Origin of the sequence: Pseudomonas edaphica (assembly GCF_005863185.1) — a bacterium.
GTDB classification, from domain to species: Bacteria; Pseudomonadota; Gammaproteobacteria; order Pseudomonadales; family Pseudomonadaceae; genus Aquipseudomonas; species Aquipseudomonas edaphica.
The window spans coordinates 1-17,228 of record NZ_VBVZ01000001.1 but is presented as its reverse complement, the minus strand read 5'-3'; the positions used below and the strand labels follow the sequence as shown (position 1 = coordinate 17,228).

Annotated in this window: 18 protein-coding genes; 17 read left to right on the top strand and 1 reads right to left on the bottom strand. The window is 56.2% G+C overall.

Annotated elements, in window-relative coordinates:
• Window positions 1-31: 31 nt before the first annotated feature.
• Window positions 32-1,552, bottom strand: a complete 1,521-nt coding sequence (gene dnaA / locus FEM54_RS00090; protein ID WP_017135130.1) for a chromosomal replication initiator protein DnaA — start codon at window positions 1,550-1,552, stop codon at window positions 32-34.
• Between the two features lie 586 nt (window positions 1,553-2,138).
• On the opposite strand from dnaA, the gene rpmH reads away from it, so the two are divergent.
• The 17 genes from rpmH to atpD all read left to right on the top strand — a co-directional run.
• Window positions 2,139-2,273, top strand: coding sequence for a 50S ribosomal protein L34 (gene rpmH / locus FEM54_RS00085; RefSeq protein WP_003213577.1), 135 nt, complete (start codon window positions 2,139-2,141; stop codon window positions 2,271-2,273).
• A 16-nt stretch (window positions 2,274-2,289) separates the two neighbouring features.
• A complete protein-coding gene (rnpA, locus tag FEM54_RS00080; protein ID WP_026013533.1) occupies window positions 2,290-2,694 on the top strand; it encodes a ribonuclease P protein component in 405 nt (134 codons plus the stop codon).
• Window positions 2,687-2,932, top strand: coding sequence for a membrane protein insertion efficiency factor YidD (gene yidD / locus FEM54_RS00075; protein WP_073636650.1), 246 nt, complete (start codon window positions 2,687-2,689; stop codon window positions 2,930-2,932). Before rnpA ends, yidD begins: the two co-directional genes overlap by 8 nt.
• Window positions 2,933-2,934: 2 nt before the next feature.
• Window positions 2,935-4,617: a membrane protein insertase YidC gene (gene yidC, locus FEM54_RS00070; protein ID WP_017135128.1), complete on the top strand. Its 1,683-nt coding sequence runs from the start codon at window positions 2,935-2,937 to the stop codon at window positions 4,615-4,617.
• A gap of 79 nt (window positions 4,618-4,696) precedes the next feature.
• Window positions 4,697-6,067: a tRNA uridine-5-carboxymethylaminomethyl(34) synthesis GTPase MnmE gene (gene mnmE / locus FEM54_RS00065; RefSeq protein WP_099550200.1), complete on the top strand. Its 1,371-nt coding sequence runs from the start codon at window positions 4,697-4,699 to the stop codon at window positions 6,065-6,067.
• A 553-nt stretch (window positions 6,068-6,620) separates the two neighbouring features.
• On the top strand, window positions 6,621-8,513 hold the full coding sequence (gene mnmG, locus FEM54_RS00060) for a tRNA uridine-5-carboxymethylaminomethyl(34) synthesis enzyme MnmG (protein WP_099550201.1): 1,893 nt from the start codon (window positions 6,621-6,623) through the stop codon (window positions 8,511-8,513).
• Window positions 8,510-9,154 carry a 16S rRNA (guanine(527)-N(7))-methyltransferase RsmG gene (gene rsmG, locus FEM54_RS00055; RefSeq protein WP_017135125.1) on the top strand — a complete coding sequence of 215 codons (645 nt, stop codon included), beginning with the start codon at window positions 8,510-8,512 and terminating at the stop codon, window positions 9,152-9,154. The genes mnmG and rsmG overlap by 4 nt, the downstream gene beginning before the upstream one ends.
• 18 nt (window positions 9,155-9,172) lie before the next feature.
• Window positions 9,173-9,970: a ParA family protein gene (locus FEM54_RS00050; protein ID WP_016978715.1), complete on the top strand. Its 798-nt coding sequence runs from the start codon at window positions 9,173-9,175 to the stop codon at window positions 9,968-9,970.
• Window positions 9,971-9,979: 9 nt separating this feature from the next.
• On the top strand, window positions 9,980-10,852 hold the full coding sequence (locus tag FEM54_RS00045; RefSeq protein WP_017135124.1) for a ParB/RepB/Spo0J family partition protein: 873 nt from the start codon (window positions 9,980-9,982) through the stop codon (window positions 10,850-10,852).
• A 148-nt stretch (window positions 10,853-11,000) separates the two neighbouring features.
• The gene (locus tag FEM54_RS00040) at window positions 11,001-11,408 is read left to right on the top strand and encodes a F0F1 ATP synthase subunit I (RefSeq protein ID WP_010565865.1); all 408 of its coding nucleotides are present in this window, start codon (window positions 11,001-11,003) and stop codon (window positions 11,406-11,408) included.
• A 16-nt stretch (window positions 11,409-11,424) separates the two neighbouring features.
• Window positions 11,425-12,294: a F0F1 ATP synthase subunit A gene (gene atpB / locus FEM54_RS00035; RefSeq protein WP_017135123.1), complete on the top strand. Its 870-nt coding sequence runs from the start codon at window positions 11,425-11,427 to the stop codon at window positions 12,292-12,294.
• 133 nt (window positions 12,295-12,427) lie between these two features.
• Complete coding sequence (gene atpE, locus FEM54_RS00030; RefSeq protein ID WP_002555987.1) at window positions 12,428-12,685, top strand: F0F1 ATP synthase subunit C; 258 nt, start codon at window positions 12,428-12,430, stop codon at window positions 12,683-12,685.
• A gap of 56 nt (window positions 12,686-12,741) precedes the next feature.
• Window positions 12,742-13,212 (top strand): F0F1 ATP synthase subunit B, encoded by a 471-nt coding sequence (locus FEM54_RS00025; protein WP_017135122.1) that lies wholly within the window; start codon window positions 12,742-12,744, stop codon window positions 13,210-13,212.
• 12 nt (window positions 13,213-13,224) lie between these two features.
• The gene (locus FEM54_RS00020; protein ID WP_017135121.1) at window positions 13,225-13,761 is read left to right on the top strand and encodes a F0F1 ATP synthase subunit delta; all 537 of its coding nucleotides are present in this window, start codon (window positions 13,225-13,227) and stop codon (window positions 13,759-13,761) included.
• Between the two features lie 21 nt (window positions 13,762-13,782).
• On the top strand, window positions 13,783-15,327 hold the full coding sequence (gene atpA / locus FEM54_RS00015; RefSeq protein ID WP_017135120.1) for a F0F1 ATP synthase subunit alpha: 1,545 nt from the start codon (window positions 13,783-13,785) through the stop codon (window positions 15,325-15,327).
• A 50-nt stretch (window positions 15,328-15,377) separates the two neighbouring features.
• On the top strand, window positions 15,378-16,238 hold the full coding sequence (gene atpG / locus FEM54_RS00010) for a F0F1 ATP synthase subunit gamma (protein WP_010207685.1): 861 nt from the start codon (window positions 15,378-15,380) through the stop codon (window positions 16,236-16,238).
• Between the two features lie 27 nt (window positions 16,239-16,265).
• Window positions 16,266-17,228, top strand: a 963-nt coding sequence (gene atpD, locus FEM54_RS00005) for a F0F1 ATP synthase subunit beta (protein ID WP_138448936.1), incomplete at its 3' end; no start/stop codon positions are given.

The following is a 17,228-nucleotide window of genomic DNA, read 5'->3' as shown; positions in this document are numbered from 1 at the left end:
TCCCTTGCCTTAATAAGCTGCGCTGGTGTCATCAGGTAGTCAGTGTACGCAGCAGGTTCTTGTAGTCCTCGCGAATATCCGCGTCGGATTCCTTAAGTTCATTGATCTTGCGGCACGCGTGCAAGACCGTGGTGTGGTCGCGACCGCCAAACACATCACCGATTTCCGGCAGGCTGTGGTTGGTCAGCTCTTTGGAGAGCGCCATCGCCACCTGACGTGGACGTGCCACCGAGCGCGAACGGCGCTTGGACAGCAGGTCGGAAATCTTGATCTTGTAGTACTCAGCCACGGTGCGCTGAATGTTATCCACACTCACCAGCTTGTCTTGCAGAGCCAACAGGTCTTTCAGGGATTCGCGAATCAACTCGATGGTGATGTCGCGACCCATAAAGTGCGAGTGTGCAATGACCCGCTTGAGCGCGCCTTCCAGCTCACGCACGTTGGAACGAATGCGTTGGGCGATAAAGAAGGCTGCATCGTGGGGCAGGTCGACTTTTGCCTGGTCGGCCTTTTTCATCAGGATCGCCACACGGGTTTCCAGCTCCGGCGGTTCTACCGCAACGGTCAGGCCCCAGCCAAAGCGTGACTTCAAGCGTTCTTCCAGGCCTTCGATTTCCTTCGGGTAACGGTCACTGGTCAGGATGACCTGTTGGCCGCCTTCGAGCAGCGCGTTGAAGGTGTGGAAAAACTCTTCCTGGGAACGTTCCTTGCGAGCGAAAAATTGAATGTCATCAATCAGCAAAGCGTCCACAGAACGGTAGAAACGCTTGAATTCGTTGATTGCGTTGAGCTGCAAGGCCTTGACCATGTCAGCCACGAAGCGCTCCGAGTGCAGGTACACAACCTTGGCATTCGGGTTCTTCTTTAATAGATGGTTACCCACAGCATGCATCAAGTGGGTCTTACCCAAGCCAACGCCACCATAAAGGAAGAGCGGGTTGTAACCATGCTTGGGGTTATCGGCAACCTGCCAGGCGGCTGCGCGGGCCAACTGGTTGGATTTACCTTCGACGAAGTTCTCAAAGGTAAAGGTGCGGTTCAGGTAACTGGTGTGCTTGAGCGCACCTTCCACCTGCACGGTGCGCTGCTCAGCGCGAACCGGTGCTTGCTGGGAGCTGGCGCCGGCCATCGGGTCAAAGCTGTCACGCGACGGTTCTTCATTTATAGGCGCGTTTTTCTGCGACGAGGATTTCGACGGCGCCTGGGCCACGGGCGCCGGCGAGTTATTAACAGGTGCCGGTGCTGCTTGGGCTTGCGACGCAGCAGCAGCCAGCGGCGCATTCGGCGCAGCGCGAGGTGCAGAGCTGCGTTTGCTGCCTATTAATAAGGAAAGCACGGGCGCGATGCCGTTGCCGTGTTCATCGAGCAATTCGAGAACGCGGCTCAGGTATTTTTCGTTGACCCAGTCGAGAACAAAACGATTCGGCGCGTAGACACGCAACTCGTCGCCTTCGGCTTCGACCTGTAGCGGACGGATCCAGGTGTTGAATTGCTGGGCAGGCAGCTCTTCGCGCAAAAGCTCCACGCACTGCTGCCAAAGTTCCACTGACACGGATATCCCCTAAGTTGAAAGCCGGTGAGGCAAAAACAGCCGCCATTGTAGCGGCCAGACGCCCACTTATCCACATGTAGGTTGCTCACAGAGCAGCCAAAATCAACGTGTTAAGTGCAAAAAAGCCGACCAATGGTCTGTGCATAAGCTCTGTGGATAAGCGCACCTAAGCTCGTTGCACAAGTGGGGTCGAAAGTCTGTGGGTAACTGGCCTGTGGATAACAACCCATTCCACCCACAGCTTATCCGACAGCGCAGCACAGGCAGAGCACCGTTTTCCCCCGTACTTGTCATTCTCTGTACAGCAGGTGGAATATGGCCTCAAGGCAGTTATCCACAGATGATCGCCTGCCTAGCTTTTATAAGCTTTACAGAAAAGCTTTAAATAACTTCCTTCTTTATTTTTATATCTATGGCATTGCTCGTGAAAGCCCGGCCGACAGAAAAGGACCGATTACCTGTAGAAGATCTAATTGAAGGAAAAGCTGGTTGGAAATTGACCTAGAGGCTTGCTTTCTCTAGAATCGCCGGTCTCTTAAAACGGGGGCCATTCCGGCCCGTTGTGGACGAACCAGGTAACAACGCCATGAAACGTACTTTCCAACCAAGCACCATCAAACGCGCCCGTACTCACGGCTTCCGTGCTCGCATGGCTACCAAGAACGGCCGTGCTGTCCTGTCGCGTCGCCGCGCCAAAGGTCGTGCGCGTCTGGCAGTTTGATAATCCGGTACTGGTGGTGAGTCAGGACTTCAGTCGGGAAAAGCGTCTGCTAACCCCCCGGCATTTCAAGGCAGTCTTTGACTCCCCCACCGGCAAGGTTCCGGGGAAAAATCTCCTGCTCCTTGCGCGTAACAACGATCTGGATCACCCCCGTCTCGGGTTGGTGATCGGCAAGAAGAGCGTAAAGCTCTCCGTTGAGCGCAATCGCCTCAAGCGTCTGATGCGCGAATCGTTTCGCCTCCACCAGGACACTCTGGTTGGTTGGGATATTGTTATCGTCGCGCGCAAAGGCTTGGGGGATGTAGAAAACCCCGAATTGATTCAGCATTTCGGCAAGCTCTGGAAACGTTTGGCGCGTACCAACAAGCCAGCACCAGCAGTCAGCACCGAAACTGTAGGGGTAGACAGCACCAATGCGTAAACTGGCACTCGTTCCGATCCAGTTTTACCGTTATGCCATTAGTCCTCTGATGGCCGACCACTGTCGTTTCTACCCCAGTTGTTCCTGCTACGCGTTAGAGGCCATAGAAAATCATGGTCTTCTGCGCGGTGGCTGGCTGGCCTTTCGTCGTTTAGGCCGCTGTCATCCGTGGAATCCCGGTGGTTTCGACCCGGTTCCACCTATCCCTACCTCCCGTTCTTCTTCGATGGCCGAGTAATCATGGATATTAAACGCACGATCCTGATCGTCGCCCTGGCAATCGTGTCCTACGTCATGGTTCTTAAGTGGAACCAGGACTACGGCCAGGCTGCCCTGCCGACTCAGAATGTTGCTACCAATCAGGCTGCGCCGGCTATTCCGGACACCCCGCTGGGTAACAATGCGTCCGCGAGTGCCGATGTTCCCAGCGCGAATGGCGAGACAAGCGCCCCTCTAGAAACGCCAGTGGTCACCAATAAAGACCTCATCCACGTGAAAACGGATGTGCTCGACCTGGCTATCGACCCACAAGGTGGTGATATCGCGCAGTTGAAACTGCCGCTGTATCCACGTCGCCAAGACCATCCAGATGTTCCGTTCCAACTGTTCGATAACGGTGGTGAACGTACTTATCTGGCGCAAAGCGGCCTGACCGGCACTGACGGTCCTGATGCTCGTGCTACCGGTCGTCCGGTTTATTCGACCGAACAGAAGACTTATCAACTGGCTGATGGCCAGAACCAGTTGAATGTCGACCTGAAATTCAGCCTCGACGGCGTCAACTACATCAAGCGTTTCAGCTTCACCCGTGGTTTGTACGACTTGAAGGTCACTTACCTGATCGACAACGAAAGCGCCAAGCCATGGACGGGCAACCTGTTTGCCCAGCTCAAGCGTGACAACAGCGCCGATCCTTCTTCCAGCACCGCCACCGGCACTGCGACTTACCTGGGCGCCGCCCTGTGGACAAGTAGCGAGCCGTACAAAAAAGTGTCGATGAAAGATATCGACAAGGGCGCGCTGAAAGAAACCGTCCAAGGTGGCTGGGTTGCCTGGTTGCAACACTACTTCGTGACCGCATGGATCCCGAACAAGGGTGAAGCCAACCTGGTTCAAACCCGCAAAGACAGCCAAGGCAACTACATCATTGGTTTTACTGGCCCGGCGTTGACCGTCGCTCCAGGTGCCAAGGCTGAAACCAGCACTACCCTGTACGCCGGCCCGAAAAGCCAGGCTGTGCTCAAAGAGTTGTCCCCAGGTCTGGAACTGACTGTGGATTACGGCATTCTGTGGTTCATTGCCCAGCCTATTTTCTGGCTGCTGCAACATATCCACAGCATTGTGGGTAACTGGGGCTTCTCGATCATCTTCCTGACCATGCTGATCAAAGGGATTTTCTTCCCTCTGTCGGCAGCCAGCTATAAGTCGATGGCGCGCATGCGTGCCGTTGCGCCGAAACTGGCCGCTCTGAAAGAGCAACATGGTGACGACCGGCAGAAAATGTCGCAGGCCATGATGGAGCTGTACAAGAAAGAGAAGATCAACCCGCTGGGTGGTTGCTTGCCGATTCTGGTGCAGATGCCGGTATTCCTGTCGCTGTACTGGGTTCTCCTGGAAAGCGTCGAAATGCGCCAGGCACCGTTCATACTGTGGATAACTGACCTGTCGATTAAAGACCCGTTCTTTATTCTGCCGATCATCATGGGCGCGACCATGTTTATCCAGCAGCGTCTGAACCCGACTCCGCCGGACCCGATGCAGGCCAAGGTCATGAAGATGATGCCAATCATCTTCACCTTCTTCTTCCTGTGGTTCCCAGCCGGTCTGGTTCTGTACTGGGTGGTCAACAACGTGTTGTCGATCTCTCAACAGTGGTACATCACACGTAAAATCGAAGCGGCTACCAAAAAAGCTGCGGCGTAATTTACTCTGTGGATAACCACTCAAGACGCCCCCTAGTGGGGCGTTTTGCTTTCTGTCACTTTTGTTCTGGAACCTGCTGATGAGCGCTCCTCGTGAAACCATCGCTGCTGTCGCTACCGCTCAAGGTCGCGGCGGTGTTGGTATCGTTAGAATTTCCGGGCCGCTGGCCAGCGTGGCGGCCCAGGCCATCAGCGGCCGTGAGTTGAAACCCCGATATGCCCATTACGGGCCGTTCCTGGATGCTGATGAAACGGTATTGGATGAGGGGCTGGCTCTGTATTTCCCCGGCCCTAACTCGTTCACCGGCGAAGACGTGCTGGAACTGCAGGGCCATGGTGGCCCGGTAGTGCTGGATATGTTGCTGCAGCGTTGCCTGCAATTGGGCTGCCGTCTGGCGCGCCCAGGCGAATTCAGCGAGCGGGCATTCCTTAATGACAAACTGGACCTGGCCCAGGCCGAGGCGATTGCCGATTTGATCGAGGCCAGTTCTGCACAGGCGGCGCGCAATGCGTTGCGCTCACTGCAGGGCGCTTTTTCCCTGCGTGTGCATAACTTGACCGAACAGTTGATCAGTCTGCGCATCTACGTCGAGGCTGCGATTGACTTCCCAGAGGAAGAAATCGACTTCCTCGCTGATGGCCACGTCCTGGCGATGCTGGATAAAGTTCGCGACGAGTTATCCACCGTACTGCGCGAGGCCGGGCAGGGTGCTTTGCTGCGTGACGGTATGACGGTAGTGATTGCCGGGCGACCCAATGCCGGCAAGTCCAGCCTGCTCAATGCGCTGGCTGGCCGAGAAGCCGCGATCGTCACCGAGATTGCCGGCACCACCCGGGACATCTTGCGCGAACATATCCACATCGATGGTATGCCGCTGCACGTGGTCGACACCGCCGGCTTGCGCGATACCGAAGACCAGGTAGAAAAGATCGGCGTGGAACGGGCGCTCAAGGCGATCAGTGAAGCGGACCGCGTATTGCTGGTGGTGGATGCCACTGCGCCAGAGGCTGCGGATCCATTTGCCCTGTGGCCGGAATTTCTCGAGCAACGGCCAGACCCGGCCAAAGTCACCTTGATCCGCAACAAGGCCGATTTGACTGGTGAAGCCATTGCCATGGAGACCAGCGACGATGGCCACGTGACCATCAGCCTGAGCGCAAAGTCAGCGGGCGATGGTTTGGAATTGCTGCGCGACCACCTCAAAGCCTGCATGGGCTATGAGCAGACCTCCGAAAGCAGCTTCAGCGCACGCCGCAGGCACCTGGAAGCGCTGCGCCATGCCAGCGCGGCGTTGGAGCACGGTCGGGCTCAGTTGACCTTGGCGGGGGCTGGCGAGCTGCTGGCTGAGGATTTACGCCAGGCGCAGCAGCTGTTGGGTGAGATTACCGGCGCTTTCAGCTCCGATGATCTGCTCGGAAGGATCTTTTCCAGCTTCTGCATCGGTAAGTAACCCTTCGTTGTCCACAGGCAGGCCATTCGCGCCTGCCTGTTTCGCCCGCCTCAGGGCATTCAATTCCCATTTTTGACTCATTACCTAAAAGGCAGGTGGCTTTTGCGTGGGCGAGATTTGGCCATGCAAGCCATTTTCTGTGGATTAAGCCCTGTGAATAACCGCACCTGTGCCCAGTTGATAACAGGGCTTGAAACTTGAGCAAAACCCCATCTGTGGATAACTACCCCTTTAATCCACAGGCTTAAAGCACTTATCCAAGGGCCTCATTGGCACATGACCACAGACTTTTGAATCTCTGTACACGACGTAAATAGAGGCTTGTAGAGATCTATCCACAGAAAGTAGGCTCAGTAAAAATAAACATAAAAACAAAGATCTTATAAATTTCTTCTTTTTTAATTTATATTGTCTGTGATTCATCCACAGCTGGTTAAATTTTGTGCAAAGGGTTCTTTAGGAAGGGCTAAGTCCCTATACTTGCCGCCATAGCTCTAAAACTCTTTCAACAAACAATTCCTGATTACCTACATAAGCAGGCACGAGGTGCGTGGTGGATTTCCCTTCCCGTTTTGAAGTGATCGTCATCGGCGGCGGTCATGCCGGTACCGAGGCAGCACTGGCGTCAGCACGCATGGGCGTTAAAACCCTGTTGTTGACGCACAACGTGGAAACCCTCGGTGCCATGAGTTGCAACCCCGCCATCGGTGGGATCGGCAAAAGCCATCTGGTTAAAGAAATTGATGCCCTTGGCGGTGTCATGGCCATGGCTACCGACAAAGGTGGTATTCAATTTCGCGTGCTCAACAGCCGCAAAGGCCCGGCCGTACGCGCTACTCGGGCACAGGCCGACCGCATCCTGTACAAGGCTGCGGTACGTGAAACCCTGGAAAACCAGCCGAACCTGTGGATATTTCAACAGGCTGCCGATGACCTGATCGTCGAACAGGACGTGGTGAAGGGCGTTGTCACCCAGATGGGCCTGCGTTTCTTCGCAGAATCCGTGGTGTTGACCACCGGCACATTCCTGGGCGGACTTATCCACATCGGTATGCAGAACTATTCCGGCGGTCGCGCCGGTGATCCGCCATCGATTGCCCTGGCAAAACGCCTGCGCGAGTTACCACTGCGAGTCGGTCGCTTGAAAACAGGTACCCCGCCGCGTATCGACGGGCGTTCTGTGGATTTCTCGGTGATGACCGAACAAGCCGGTGATACACCAATCCCGGTCATGTCGTTCATGGGTTCCAAAGAGCAGCACCCGAAACAGGTGAGCTGCTGGATTACCCACACCAACGCCCGCACCCACGAGATCATTGCCGCGAACCTCGACCGTTCGCCGATGTATTCCGGGGTGATTGAAGGCATTGGCCCGCGTTATTGCCCTTCGATCGAAGACAAGATCCATCGCTTTGCCGACAAGGAAAGCCACCAGGTCTTCATCGAGCCCGAAGGCTTGACCACCCATGAGCTGTACCCGAACGGGATTTCCACGTCCTTGCCGTTCGACGTGCAAATTCAGATCGTGCAGTCGATTCGCGGCATGGAAAACGCCCACATCGTGCGTCCGGGCTACGCCATCGAGTACGACTACTTCGACCCGCGTGATCTGAAGTACAGCCTCGAAACCAAAGTCATTGCCGGTCTGTTTTTCGCTGGCCAAATCAATGGCACCACCGGTTACGAAGAAGCCGGCGCCCAAGGTTTGCTGGCCGGGACCAACGCAGCACTGCGCGCGCAGGGCAAAGACAGCTGGTGCCCGCGTCGCGATGAAGCGTACATCGGCGTATTGGTCGATGACCTGATTACCCTGGGCACCCAGGAACCGTATCGGATGTTCACGTCCCGGGCGGAATACCGTTTGATCCTGCGCGAAGACAACGCCGACCTGCGCCTGACCGAAAAAGGTCGCGAGCTGGGCCTGGTCGATGACGCGCGTTGGGCAGCCTTCTGCAAAAAACGCGAAAGCATCACGCTCGAAGAGCAACGTCTGAAAAGTACCTGGGTTCGCCCAGGCACGGAGCAGGGCGATGCGATTGCGGAAAAATTCGGTACGCCGCTGACCCACGAATACAACCTGCTGAACCTGCTGTCCCGTCCGGAAATCGACTACGCTGGCTTGGTCGAAGTGACAGGCCAGGGCGCAGAAGACCCACAGGTTGCCGAGCAGGTCGAGATCAAGACCAAATACGCCGGTTACATTGACCGCCAGCAGGATGAGATCGCTCGCCTGCGCGCCAGTGAAGACACCAAGCTGCCTGTGGATATCGATTACACCGGGATTTCGGGGTTGTCGAAAGAAATCCAAAGCAAGCTGGGGATAACTCGGCCGGAGACTCTTGGTCAGGCTTCACGTATTCCCGGCGTCACTCCGGCAGCGATTTCGCTGTTGATGATTCATTTGAAAAAACGCGGCGCGGGCCGTCAGTTGGAGCAAAGCGCTTGAGTTCGTTGGTCACCTCGCAACACGCCGAAGAATTATCCACAGGTGCGCGCCAGTTAGGCGTGGACCTGACCGCAGCCCAGCACGAATTACTGCTCGGCTACCTGGCCCTGTTGATCAAATGGAACAAGGCTTACAACCTGACTGCGGTGCGTAACCCTGACGAAATGGTTTCGCGTCATTTGCTCGACAGTTTGAGCGTGATGCCGTTTATCGAAAACGGCCGTTGGCTTGACGTGGGCAGTGGCGGTGGGATGCCAGGCATTCCGCTGGCGATCCTGTTTCCCGAGTCGCAAGTGACGTGCCTGGACAGCAACGGCAAGAAAACCCGCTTCCTGACCCAGGTAAAACTCGAGCTCAAGCTGGAAAACCTGCAAGTTATCCACAGTCGGGTCGAAGAGTTCACACCTGAACTGCCTTTCAATGGAATTGTTTCCCGGGCATTCAGCAGCATGGAGAACTTCAGCAATTGGACTCGCCACCTGGGCGACCGCGACACCCGCTGGCTGGCAATGAAGGGCGTTCATCCAAGCGACGAGCTGTTAGCATTGCCGACAGACTTCCACCTCGATAGCGAACACGCCTTGGCCGTACCCGGTTGCCAAGGCCAACGCCATCTGCTGATACTGCGCCGCACGGCATGATTGGGAACACAAGCAAGAATGGCTAAGGTATTCGCGATAGCGAACCAGAAAGGTGGCGTGGGCAAAACCACCACCTGCATCAACCTCGCAGCATCCCTGGTCGCCACCAAGCGTCGGGTGCTGTTGATCGATCTCGATCCACAGGGCAACGCCACCATGGGTAGCGGTGTGGATAAACACGGCCTGGAAAATTCGGTCTACGACTTGCTGATCGGCGAGTGTGACTTGGCCCAGGCCATGCACTACTCCGAGCACGGTGGTTATCAACTGCTGCCGGCCAACCGCGATTTGACTGCGGCGGAAGTGGTGCTGCTCGAAATGCAGATGAAAGAAAGCCGTCTGCGCAGCGCCTTGGCGCCGATCCGCGAGAATTACGATTACATTTTGATCGACTGCCCACCGTCGCTGTCGATGCTCACGCTCAACGCATTGGTTGCCGCCGATGGGGTGATTATCCCCATGCAGTGCGAGTATTACGCACTGGAAGGCTTGAGCGACCTTGTGGATAACATCAAGCGAATCGCTGAGCTGCTGAACCCGAACCTGCAGATCGAGGGTCTTCTGCGTACGATGTTCGATCCGCGCCTGAGCCTGATGAACGATGTGTCGGCACAGCTCAAGGAACACTTTGGTGATCAGTTGTACGACACCGTGATCCCACGCAACATCCGCCTGGCCGAAGCGCCAAGCTACGGCATGCCCGCGCTGGCGTACGACAAATCATCGCGTGGCGCCATTGCCTACCTGGCACTGGCCGGCGAGATGGTTCGCCGTCAACGCCGCAACTCACGCACCGCTGCAGCCCAGCCAACTTAAGGAATCCCCATGGCCGTCAAGAAACGAGGTCTCGGACGTGGACTGGATGCACTGTTGAGTGGTCCGACTGTCACTTCGCTTGAAGAACAAGCGGTACAGGCCGACGAGCGCGAGCTGCAACATTTGCCGCTGGACTTGATCCAGCGCGGCAAATACCAGCCACGCCGCGATATGGACCCCCAGGCGCTGGAAGAACTGGCCAACTCGATCAAGGCCCAGGGCGTGATGCAGCCGATTGTGGTGCGCCCGATCGGCGGCGGTCGGTTTGAAATCATCGCCGGCGAACGCCGCTGGCGCGCAAGCCAGCAGGCCGGCAAGGAAACCATCCCGGCGATGGTGCGCGATGTACCGGATGAAACCGCCATCGCCATGGCGTTGATCGAAAACATCCAGCGTGAAGACCTCAACCCGGTTGAAGAAGCGATCGCGTTGCAGCGTTTGCAGCAGGAATTCCAGCTGACCCAGCAACAAGTGGCCGACGCGGTGGGTAAATCCCGCGTCACGGTGTCCAACTTGCTGCGTCTGATCGCGTTGCCGGAAGTCATCAAGACCATGTTGTCCCACGGCGACCTGGAAATGGGTCATGCCCGTGCTTTGCTCGGTTTGCCGGAAAATCAACAGGTTGAAGGGGCGCGACACGTTGTCGCACGAGGGCTCACGGTGCGTCAGACTGAGGCGCTGGTTCGCCAGTGGCTGAGCGGCAAACCTGCACCGGTCGAAACCGCCAAACCTGATCCGGATATCGCACGCCTCGAGCAGCGCCTGGCCGAGCGGCTGGGCTCTGCGGTACAAATTCGCCACGGCAAGAAGGGCAAAGGGCAATTGGTTATCGGATATAACTCGCTTGACGAGCTTCAGGGCGTCCTTGCCCACATCCGCTGAAACATTTGCTTATGTAGCGCGCGATCGGAAAACACTACCCGACAGTTGAATAGGGGCTGAACCGCCCCTATACTCTGCGCGCATTTTGTCGGCACAAATTATGCCAAGTTATTGATTCTCGGCAGCCGACCATTGAGGAGCAAAAGTGATGGAAACCCGCACGCCAAACACGTTGCCGTTCCATCGCTTGGCCGTTTTCCCGGTTTTATTGGCTCAATTTGTCATTCTACTGATCGCCGCGTTGGCGCTTTGGTACTGGCATGGAGTCGTAGCCGGATATTCAGGACTCTGCGGAGGCCTGATAGCCTTGCTGCCCAATATGTATTTTGCTCACAGGGCCTTTCGGTTTTCCGGCGCCCGAGCAGCCCAGGCTATCGTCCGGTCATTTTATGCCGGCGAGGCGGGGAAACTGATTTTGACGGCAGTGCTGTTTGCACTGACCTTTGCAGGTGTGAAGCCATTGGCGCCGCTGGCTGTATTCGGCGTCTTCGTGTTGACCCAACTGGTCAGCTGGTTCGCTCCCCTGCTAATGAAAACAAGACTTTCGAAACCTTAGGGCGTTTGAGGCAACCATGGCAGAAACAACCGCTTCGGGCTATATCCAGCACCACTTGCAGAACCTGACCTTCGGTCAGCTTCCCAACGGCGGCTGGGGCTTCGCCCACACCGCAGCAGAAGCCAAAGAAATGGGTTTCTGGGCTTTCCACCTGGATACTCTGGGCTGGTCGGTCGCATTGGGTCTGATCTTCGTCCTGATTTTCCGCATGGCGGCAAAAAAGGCGACTTCCGGTCAGCCAGGTGCTTTGCAGAACTTCGTTGAAGTATTGGTCGAATTCGTCGATGGCAGCGTGAAAGACAGCTTCCATGGCCGTAGCCCGGTGATTGCACCGCTGGCACTGACCATCTTCGTCTGGGTGTTCCTGATGAACGCCGTCGACCTGATCCCGGTTGACTGGATTCCTCAGCTCGCCATGGCGATCAGCGGCGATCCGCACATTCCATTCCGTGCCGTATCGACCACTGACCCTAACGCTACCCTGGGCATGGCCTTGTCGGTATTCGCGTTGATCATTTTCTACAGCATCAAGATCAAGGGCATCGGCGGCTTCATCGGCGAACTGACCCTGCACCCGTTCGGCAGCAAGAACATTTTCGTTCAAGCCCTGCTGATCCCGGTGAACTTCCTGCTGGAATTCGTCACCCTGATCGCCAAGCCTATCTCCCTGGCTCTGCGACTGTTCGGCAACATGTATGCCGGCGAGCTGGTGTTCATTCTGATCGCTGTGATGTTCGGCAGTGGTCTGCTCTGGCTTAGCGGCCTGGGCATTGTTCTGCAGTGGGCGTGGGCTGTGTTCCACATCCTGATCATCACCCTGCAGGCCTTCATCTTCATGATGCTGACCATCGTCTACCTGTCGATGGCGCACGAAGAGAACCATTAAGACCGGTCTCGACTAGTCTGATGTCCTTCCCGGTGAAACGGGAAGGTGGCCCACCAGGGCTATGAAACGATTTGTTTTACCGCTTTAAAATCTAAAAAACCTAAACCATACGACGTAAAAGTCGGGAGGAAAGATGGAAACTGTAGTTGGTCTAACCGCTATCGCTGTTGCACTGTTGATCGGCCTGGGCGCCCTGGGTACTGCCATTGGTTTCGGCCTGCTGGGCGGCAAGTTCCTGGAAGGCGCAGCGCGTCAGCCAGAAATGGTCCCAATGCTGCAGGTTAAAATGTTCATCGTTGCCGGTCTGCTCGACGCCGTGACCATGATCGGTGTTGGTATCGCTCTGTTCTTCACCTTCGCGAACCCCTTCGTTGGTCAACTCGCCGGTTAATCACTCGTTTTTTCGAGTGATTGGTGTGTTGTGCAACGAACGAGCGAGGTATTGGCGTGAACATTAATGCAACCATTATTGGTCAGTCCTTAGCGTTCTTGATTTTTGTCGTTTTCTGCATGAAGTTCGTATGGCCTCCGGTCATCGCAGCTTTGCACGAACGTCAGAAGAAGATCGCGGATGGACTGGACGCTGCCACCCGTGCAGCTCGCGACCTGGAGTTGGCCCAAGAGAAAGCGGGCCATCAACTGCGCGATGCTAAGGCACAGGCAGCTGAAATCATTGAGCAAGCCAAGAAACGCGGTAATCAGATTGTTGAAGAGGCTGTTGAAAAAGCCCGTATCGACGCTGACCGTGTGAAGGTTCAGGCTCAGGCCGAGATCGAGCAGGAATTGAACAGTGTCAAAGATGCGCTGCGTGCCCAACTGGGTGCTCTGGCCGTCGGCGGTGCTGAGAAGATCCTGGGTGCCACAATCGATCAAAACGCGCACGCGGAGCTGGTTAACAAACTGGCTGCTGAAATCTAAGCGAGGGCGATCATGGCAGAATTGACCACGTTGGCCCGACCTTACGCTAAGGCAGCCTTCGAGCACGCCCAGGCCCACCAGCAGCTGGCCTCTTGGTCAGCCATGCTCGGCCTGGCTGCAGCAGTGTCGCAAGACGACACCATGCAGCGCGTGCTCAAGGCCCCGCGACTGACGAGCGCAGACAAGGCCGCCACTTTTATTGAAGTGTGCGGCGACAAGTTTGATGTGAAGGTACAGAACTTCATCCACGTCGTTGCCGAAAACGACCGTCTCCCGCTTTTGCCGGAGATCGCCGCTCTGTTCGACCTGTACAAGGCCGAAGAAGAGAAATCGGTAGACGTTGAAGTGACCAGTGCTTTTGCATTGAACCAAGAACAGCAAGACAAACTCGCCAAGGTTCTCAGTGCACGACTCAATCGGGAAGTGCGCCTGCAAGCTTCGGAGGACGCATCCCTGATTGGTGGTGTTGTTATCCGTGCCGGCGACCTGGTTATCGATGGCTCGATTCGCGGCAAAATCGCGAAACTTGCCGAAGCATTGAAATCTTGAGTTTGAAGGGGCAGCAGAGCAATGCAGCAACTCAATCCTTCCGAAATAAGTGAAATTATCAAGGGCCGCATCGACAAGCTCGATGTGACCTCCCAAGCCCGTAACGAAGGCACTGTCGTCAGCGTATCTGACGGCATCGTGCGGATTCACGGTCTGGCCGACGTCATGTACGGCGAGATGATCGAGTTTCCGGGCGGCGTCTACGGTATGGCCCTCAACCTGGAGCAAGACTCCGTAGGTGCCGTTGTATTGGGCGCGTACACCAGTCTGGCTGAAGGCATGAGCGCCAAGTGCACAGGCCGCATCCTGGAAGTTCCGGTTGGTAAGGAACTGCTGGGTCGCGTAGTCGACGCACTGGGTAACCCTGTTGACGGTAAAGGTCCACTGGGCAACACCGAGACCGACGCGGTCGAGAAAGTTGCTCCAGGCGTGATCTGGCGTAAGTCGGTAGACCAGCCTGTACAGACTGGCTACAAGGCTGTCGATGCCATGATCCCAGTCGGCCGTGGCCAGCGTGAGCTGATCATCGGTGACCGTCAGATCGGTAAAACCGCTCTGGCGATCGACGCGATCATCAACCAGAAAGACAGCGGCATTTTCTGCGTCTACGTAGCCATTGGTCAGAAGCAATCGACCATCGCCAACGTGGTTCGCAAGCTGGAAGAAAACGGCGCCCTGGCCAACACGATCATCGTGGCTGCCAGTGCTTCGGAATCTCCTGCGCTGCAATTCCTGGCACCGTACTCCGGTTGCACCATGGGTGAATTCTTCCGCGACCGCGGTGAAGACGCGCTGATCGTTTATGACGATCTGTCCAAGCAAGCAGTGGCTTACCGCCAGATTTCCCTGCTGCTGCGCCGTCCACCAGGCCGTGAAGCTTACCCAGGCGACGTGTTCTATCTCCACTCCCGTCTGCTGGAGCGCGCATCCCGCGTTTCGGAAGAATACGTAGAGAAGTTCACCAACGGCGCAGTGACCGGCAAAACCGGTTCCCTGACCGCACTGCCGATCATCGAAACCCAGGCTGGCGACGTTTCCGCGTTCGTTCCGACCAACGTGATTTCCATCACCGACGGTCAGATCTTCCTGGAATCGGCCATGTTCAACTCCGGGATCCGTCCTGCTGTGAACGCCGGTGTTTCGGTATCCCGTGTGGGTGGTGCCGCTCAGACCAAGATCATCAAGAAGCTCTCCGGTGGTATCCGTACCGCTCTGGCTCAGTACCGTGAACTGGCGGCATTCGCCCAGTTCGCTTCTGACCTGGACGAAGCGACCCGTAAGCAACTTGAGCATGGTCAGCGCGTTACCGAGCTGATGAAGCAGAAGCAATACGCCCCAATGTCGATCGCTGACATGGCGTTGTCGCTGTATGCCGCTGAGCGTGGGTTCCTGACTGACGTCGAAATCACCAAGGTCGGCAGCTTTGAACAAGCGCTGATTGCTTACTTCAACCGCGATCACGCCGACTTGTTGGCCAAGATCAACGTGAAGGGTGACTTCAATGACGAAATCGACGCTGGCATGAAAGCCGGTATCGAGAAGTTCAAGGCCACCCAAACCTGGTAAGCCGCAGCGGGAGCCGCAAGGCTCCCGCTTGCTAACCTGATAGGTGTTACATGGCAGGCGCAAAAGAGATTCGCAGTAAGATTGCGAGCATCAAAAGCACGCAAAAGATTACCAGCGCCATGGAAAAAGTGGCGGTCAGCAAAATGCGCAAGGCACAAATGCGCATGGCTGCTAGCCGTCCTTATGCGGAGCGTATCCGCCAGGTAATTGGGCATTTGGCTAACGCCAACCCGGAATACCGCCACCCGTTCATGATCGACCGCGAAGTTAAGCGTGTGGGTTATGTAGTAGTGAGCAGTGACCGTGGTTTGTGCGGTGGTCTGAATACCAACCTGTTCAAGGCCCTGGTCAAGGACATGGCGGTAAACCGCGAAAAGGGCGTCGAGATCGATCTGTGTGTAGTTGGTAGCAAGGGTGCGGCCTTTTTCCGCAACTTCGGCGGTAACGTCGTTGCAGCTATCAGCCACCTGGGTGAAGAGCCGTCGATCAATGATTTGATCGGCAGTGTGAAGGTGATGCTGGATGCGTACCTGGAAGGCCGGATTGACCGCCTGTCCGTGGTATCCAACAAGTTCATCAACACCATGACCCAGCAGCCAACCGTGGAGCAATTGATTCCACTGGTGGCGACTCCGGATCAGGAACTCAAGCACCACTGGGACTACCTCTACGAACCAGACGCCAAAGAGCTGCTTGACGGCTTGATGGTGCGCTACGTGGAGTCGCAGGTGTACCAGGCGGTGGTCGAGAACAACGCAGCTGAACAAGCGGCGCGGATGATCGCGATGAAAAACGCTACCGATAACGCCGGTGATCTGATCAGCGATTTGCAGCTGATCTACAACAAGGCGCGTCAGGCTGCGATCACCCAAGAGATCTCGGAAATCGTCGGCGGCGCTGCCGCGGTTTAACGGTTCAAATATTCAGAGGATCCAGCTATGAGTAGCGGACGTATCGTTCAAATCATCGGCGCCGTTATCGACGTGGAATTCCCACGCGACAGCGTACCGAGCATCTACAACGCGCTGAAAGTACAAGGCGCGGAAACCACTCTGGAAGTTCAGCAGCAGCTGGGCGACGGCGTGGTTCGTACCATTGCGATGGGTTCCACCGAAGGCTTGAAGCGCGGTCTGGACGTTGTCGACACTGGCGCTGCCATCTCCGTACCGGTCGGTAAAGCGACCCTGGGCCGGATCATGGACGTACTGGGCAACCCGATTGACGAAGCTGGCCCGATCGACACCGAAGAGCGCTGGGGCATTCACCGTCCAGCACCTTCGTTCGCCGAACAAGCTGGCGGCAACGATCTGCTCGAAACCGGTATCAAGGTTATCGACCTGGTTTGCCCGTTCGCCAAAGGCGGTAAAGTCGGTCTGTTCGGTGGTGCCGGTGTAGGCAAAACCGTAAACATGATGGAACTGATCCGTAACATCGCCATCGAGCACAGCGGTTATTCCGTGTTCGCCGGTGTGGGTGAGCGTACTCGTGAGGGTAACGACTTCTACCACGAGATGAAGGACTCCAACGTTCTGGACAAAGTGGCACTGGTTTACGGTCAGATGAACGAGCCGCCGGGTAACCGTCTGCGCGTAGCACTGACCGGCCTGACCATGGCCGAGAAGTTCCGTGACGAAGGTAACGACGTTCTGCTGTTCGTCGACAACATCTACCGTTACACCTTGGCCGGTACTGAAGTATCCGCACTGCTGGGCCGTATGCCTTCCGCAGTAGGTTACCAGCCGACCCTGGCTGAAGAGATGGGCGTTCTGCAAGAACGTATCACTTCGACCAAAGAAGGTTCGATCACCTCGATCCAAGCGGTATACGTACCTGCGGATGACTTGACTGACCCGTCGCCTGCGACCACCTTCGCCCACTTGGACGCCACCGTCGTTCTGTCC

Bases quoted from the DNA above. Each gene is read 5' to 3' on its own strand.
- mnmE (WP_099550200.1), top strand. From the start codon at position 4,697: ATGAGCGCTCCTCGTGAAACCATCGCTGCTGTCGCTACCGCTCAAGGT.
- FEM54_RS00050 (WP_016978715.1), top strand. From the start codon at position 9,173: ATGGCTAAGGTATTCGCGATAGCGAACCAGAAAGGTGGCGTGGGCAAA.
- yidC (WP_017135128.1), top strand. From the start codon at position 2,935: ATGGATATTAAACGCACGATCCTGATCGTCGCCCTGGCAATCGTGTCC.
- rpmH (WP_003213577.1), top strand. From the start codon at position 2,139: ATGAAACGTACTTTCCAACCAAGCACCATCAAACGCGCCCGTACTCAC.
- FEM54_RS00045 (WP_017135124.1), top strand. From the start codon at position 9,980: ATGGCCGTCAAGAAACGAGGTCTCGGACGTGGACTGGATGCACTGTTG.
- atpG (WP_010207685.1), top strand. From the start codon at position 15,378: ATGGCAGGCGCAAAAGAGATTCGCAGTAAGATTGCGAGCATCAAAAGC.
- atpE (WP_002555987.1), top strand. From the start codon at position 12,428: ATGGAAACTGTAGTTGGTCTAACCGCTATCGCTGTTGCACTGTTGATC.
- atpA (WP_017135120.1), top strand. From the start codon at position 13,783: ATGCAGCAACTCAATCCTTCCGAAATAAGTGAAATTATCAAGGGCCGC.
- yidD (WP_073636650.1), top strand. From the start codon at position 2,687: ATGCGTAAACTGGCACTCGTTCCGATCCAGTTTTACCGTTATGCCATT.
- atpB (WP_017135123.1), top strand. From the start codon at position 11,425: ATGGCAGAAACAACCGCTTCGGGCTATATCCAGCACCACTTGCAGAAC.
- FEM54_RS00040 (WP_010565865.1), top strand. From the start codon at position 11,001: ATGGAAACCCGCACGCCAAACACGTTGCCGTTCCATCGCTTGGCCGTT.
- FEM54_RS00020 (WP_017135121.1), top strand. From the start codon at position 13,225: ATGGCAGAATTGACCACGTTGGCCCGACCTTACGCTAAGGCAGCCTTC.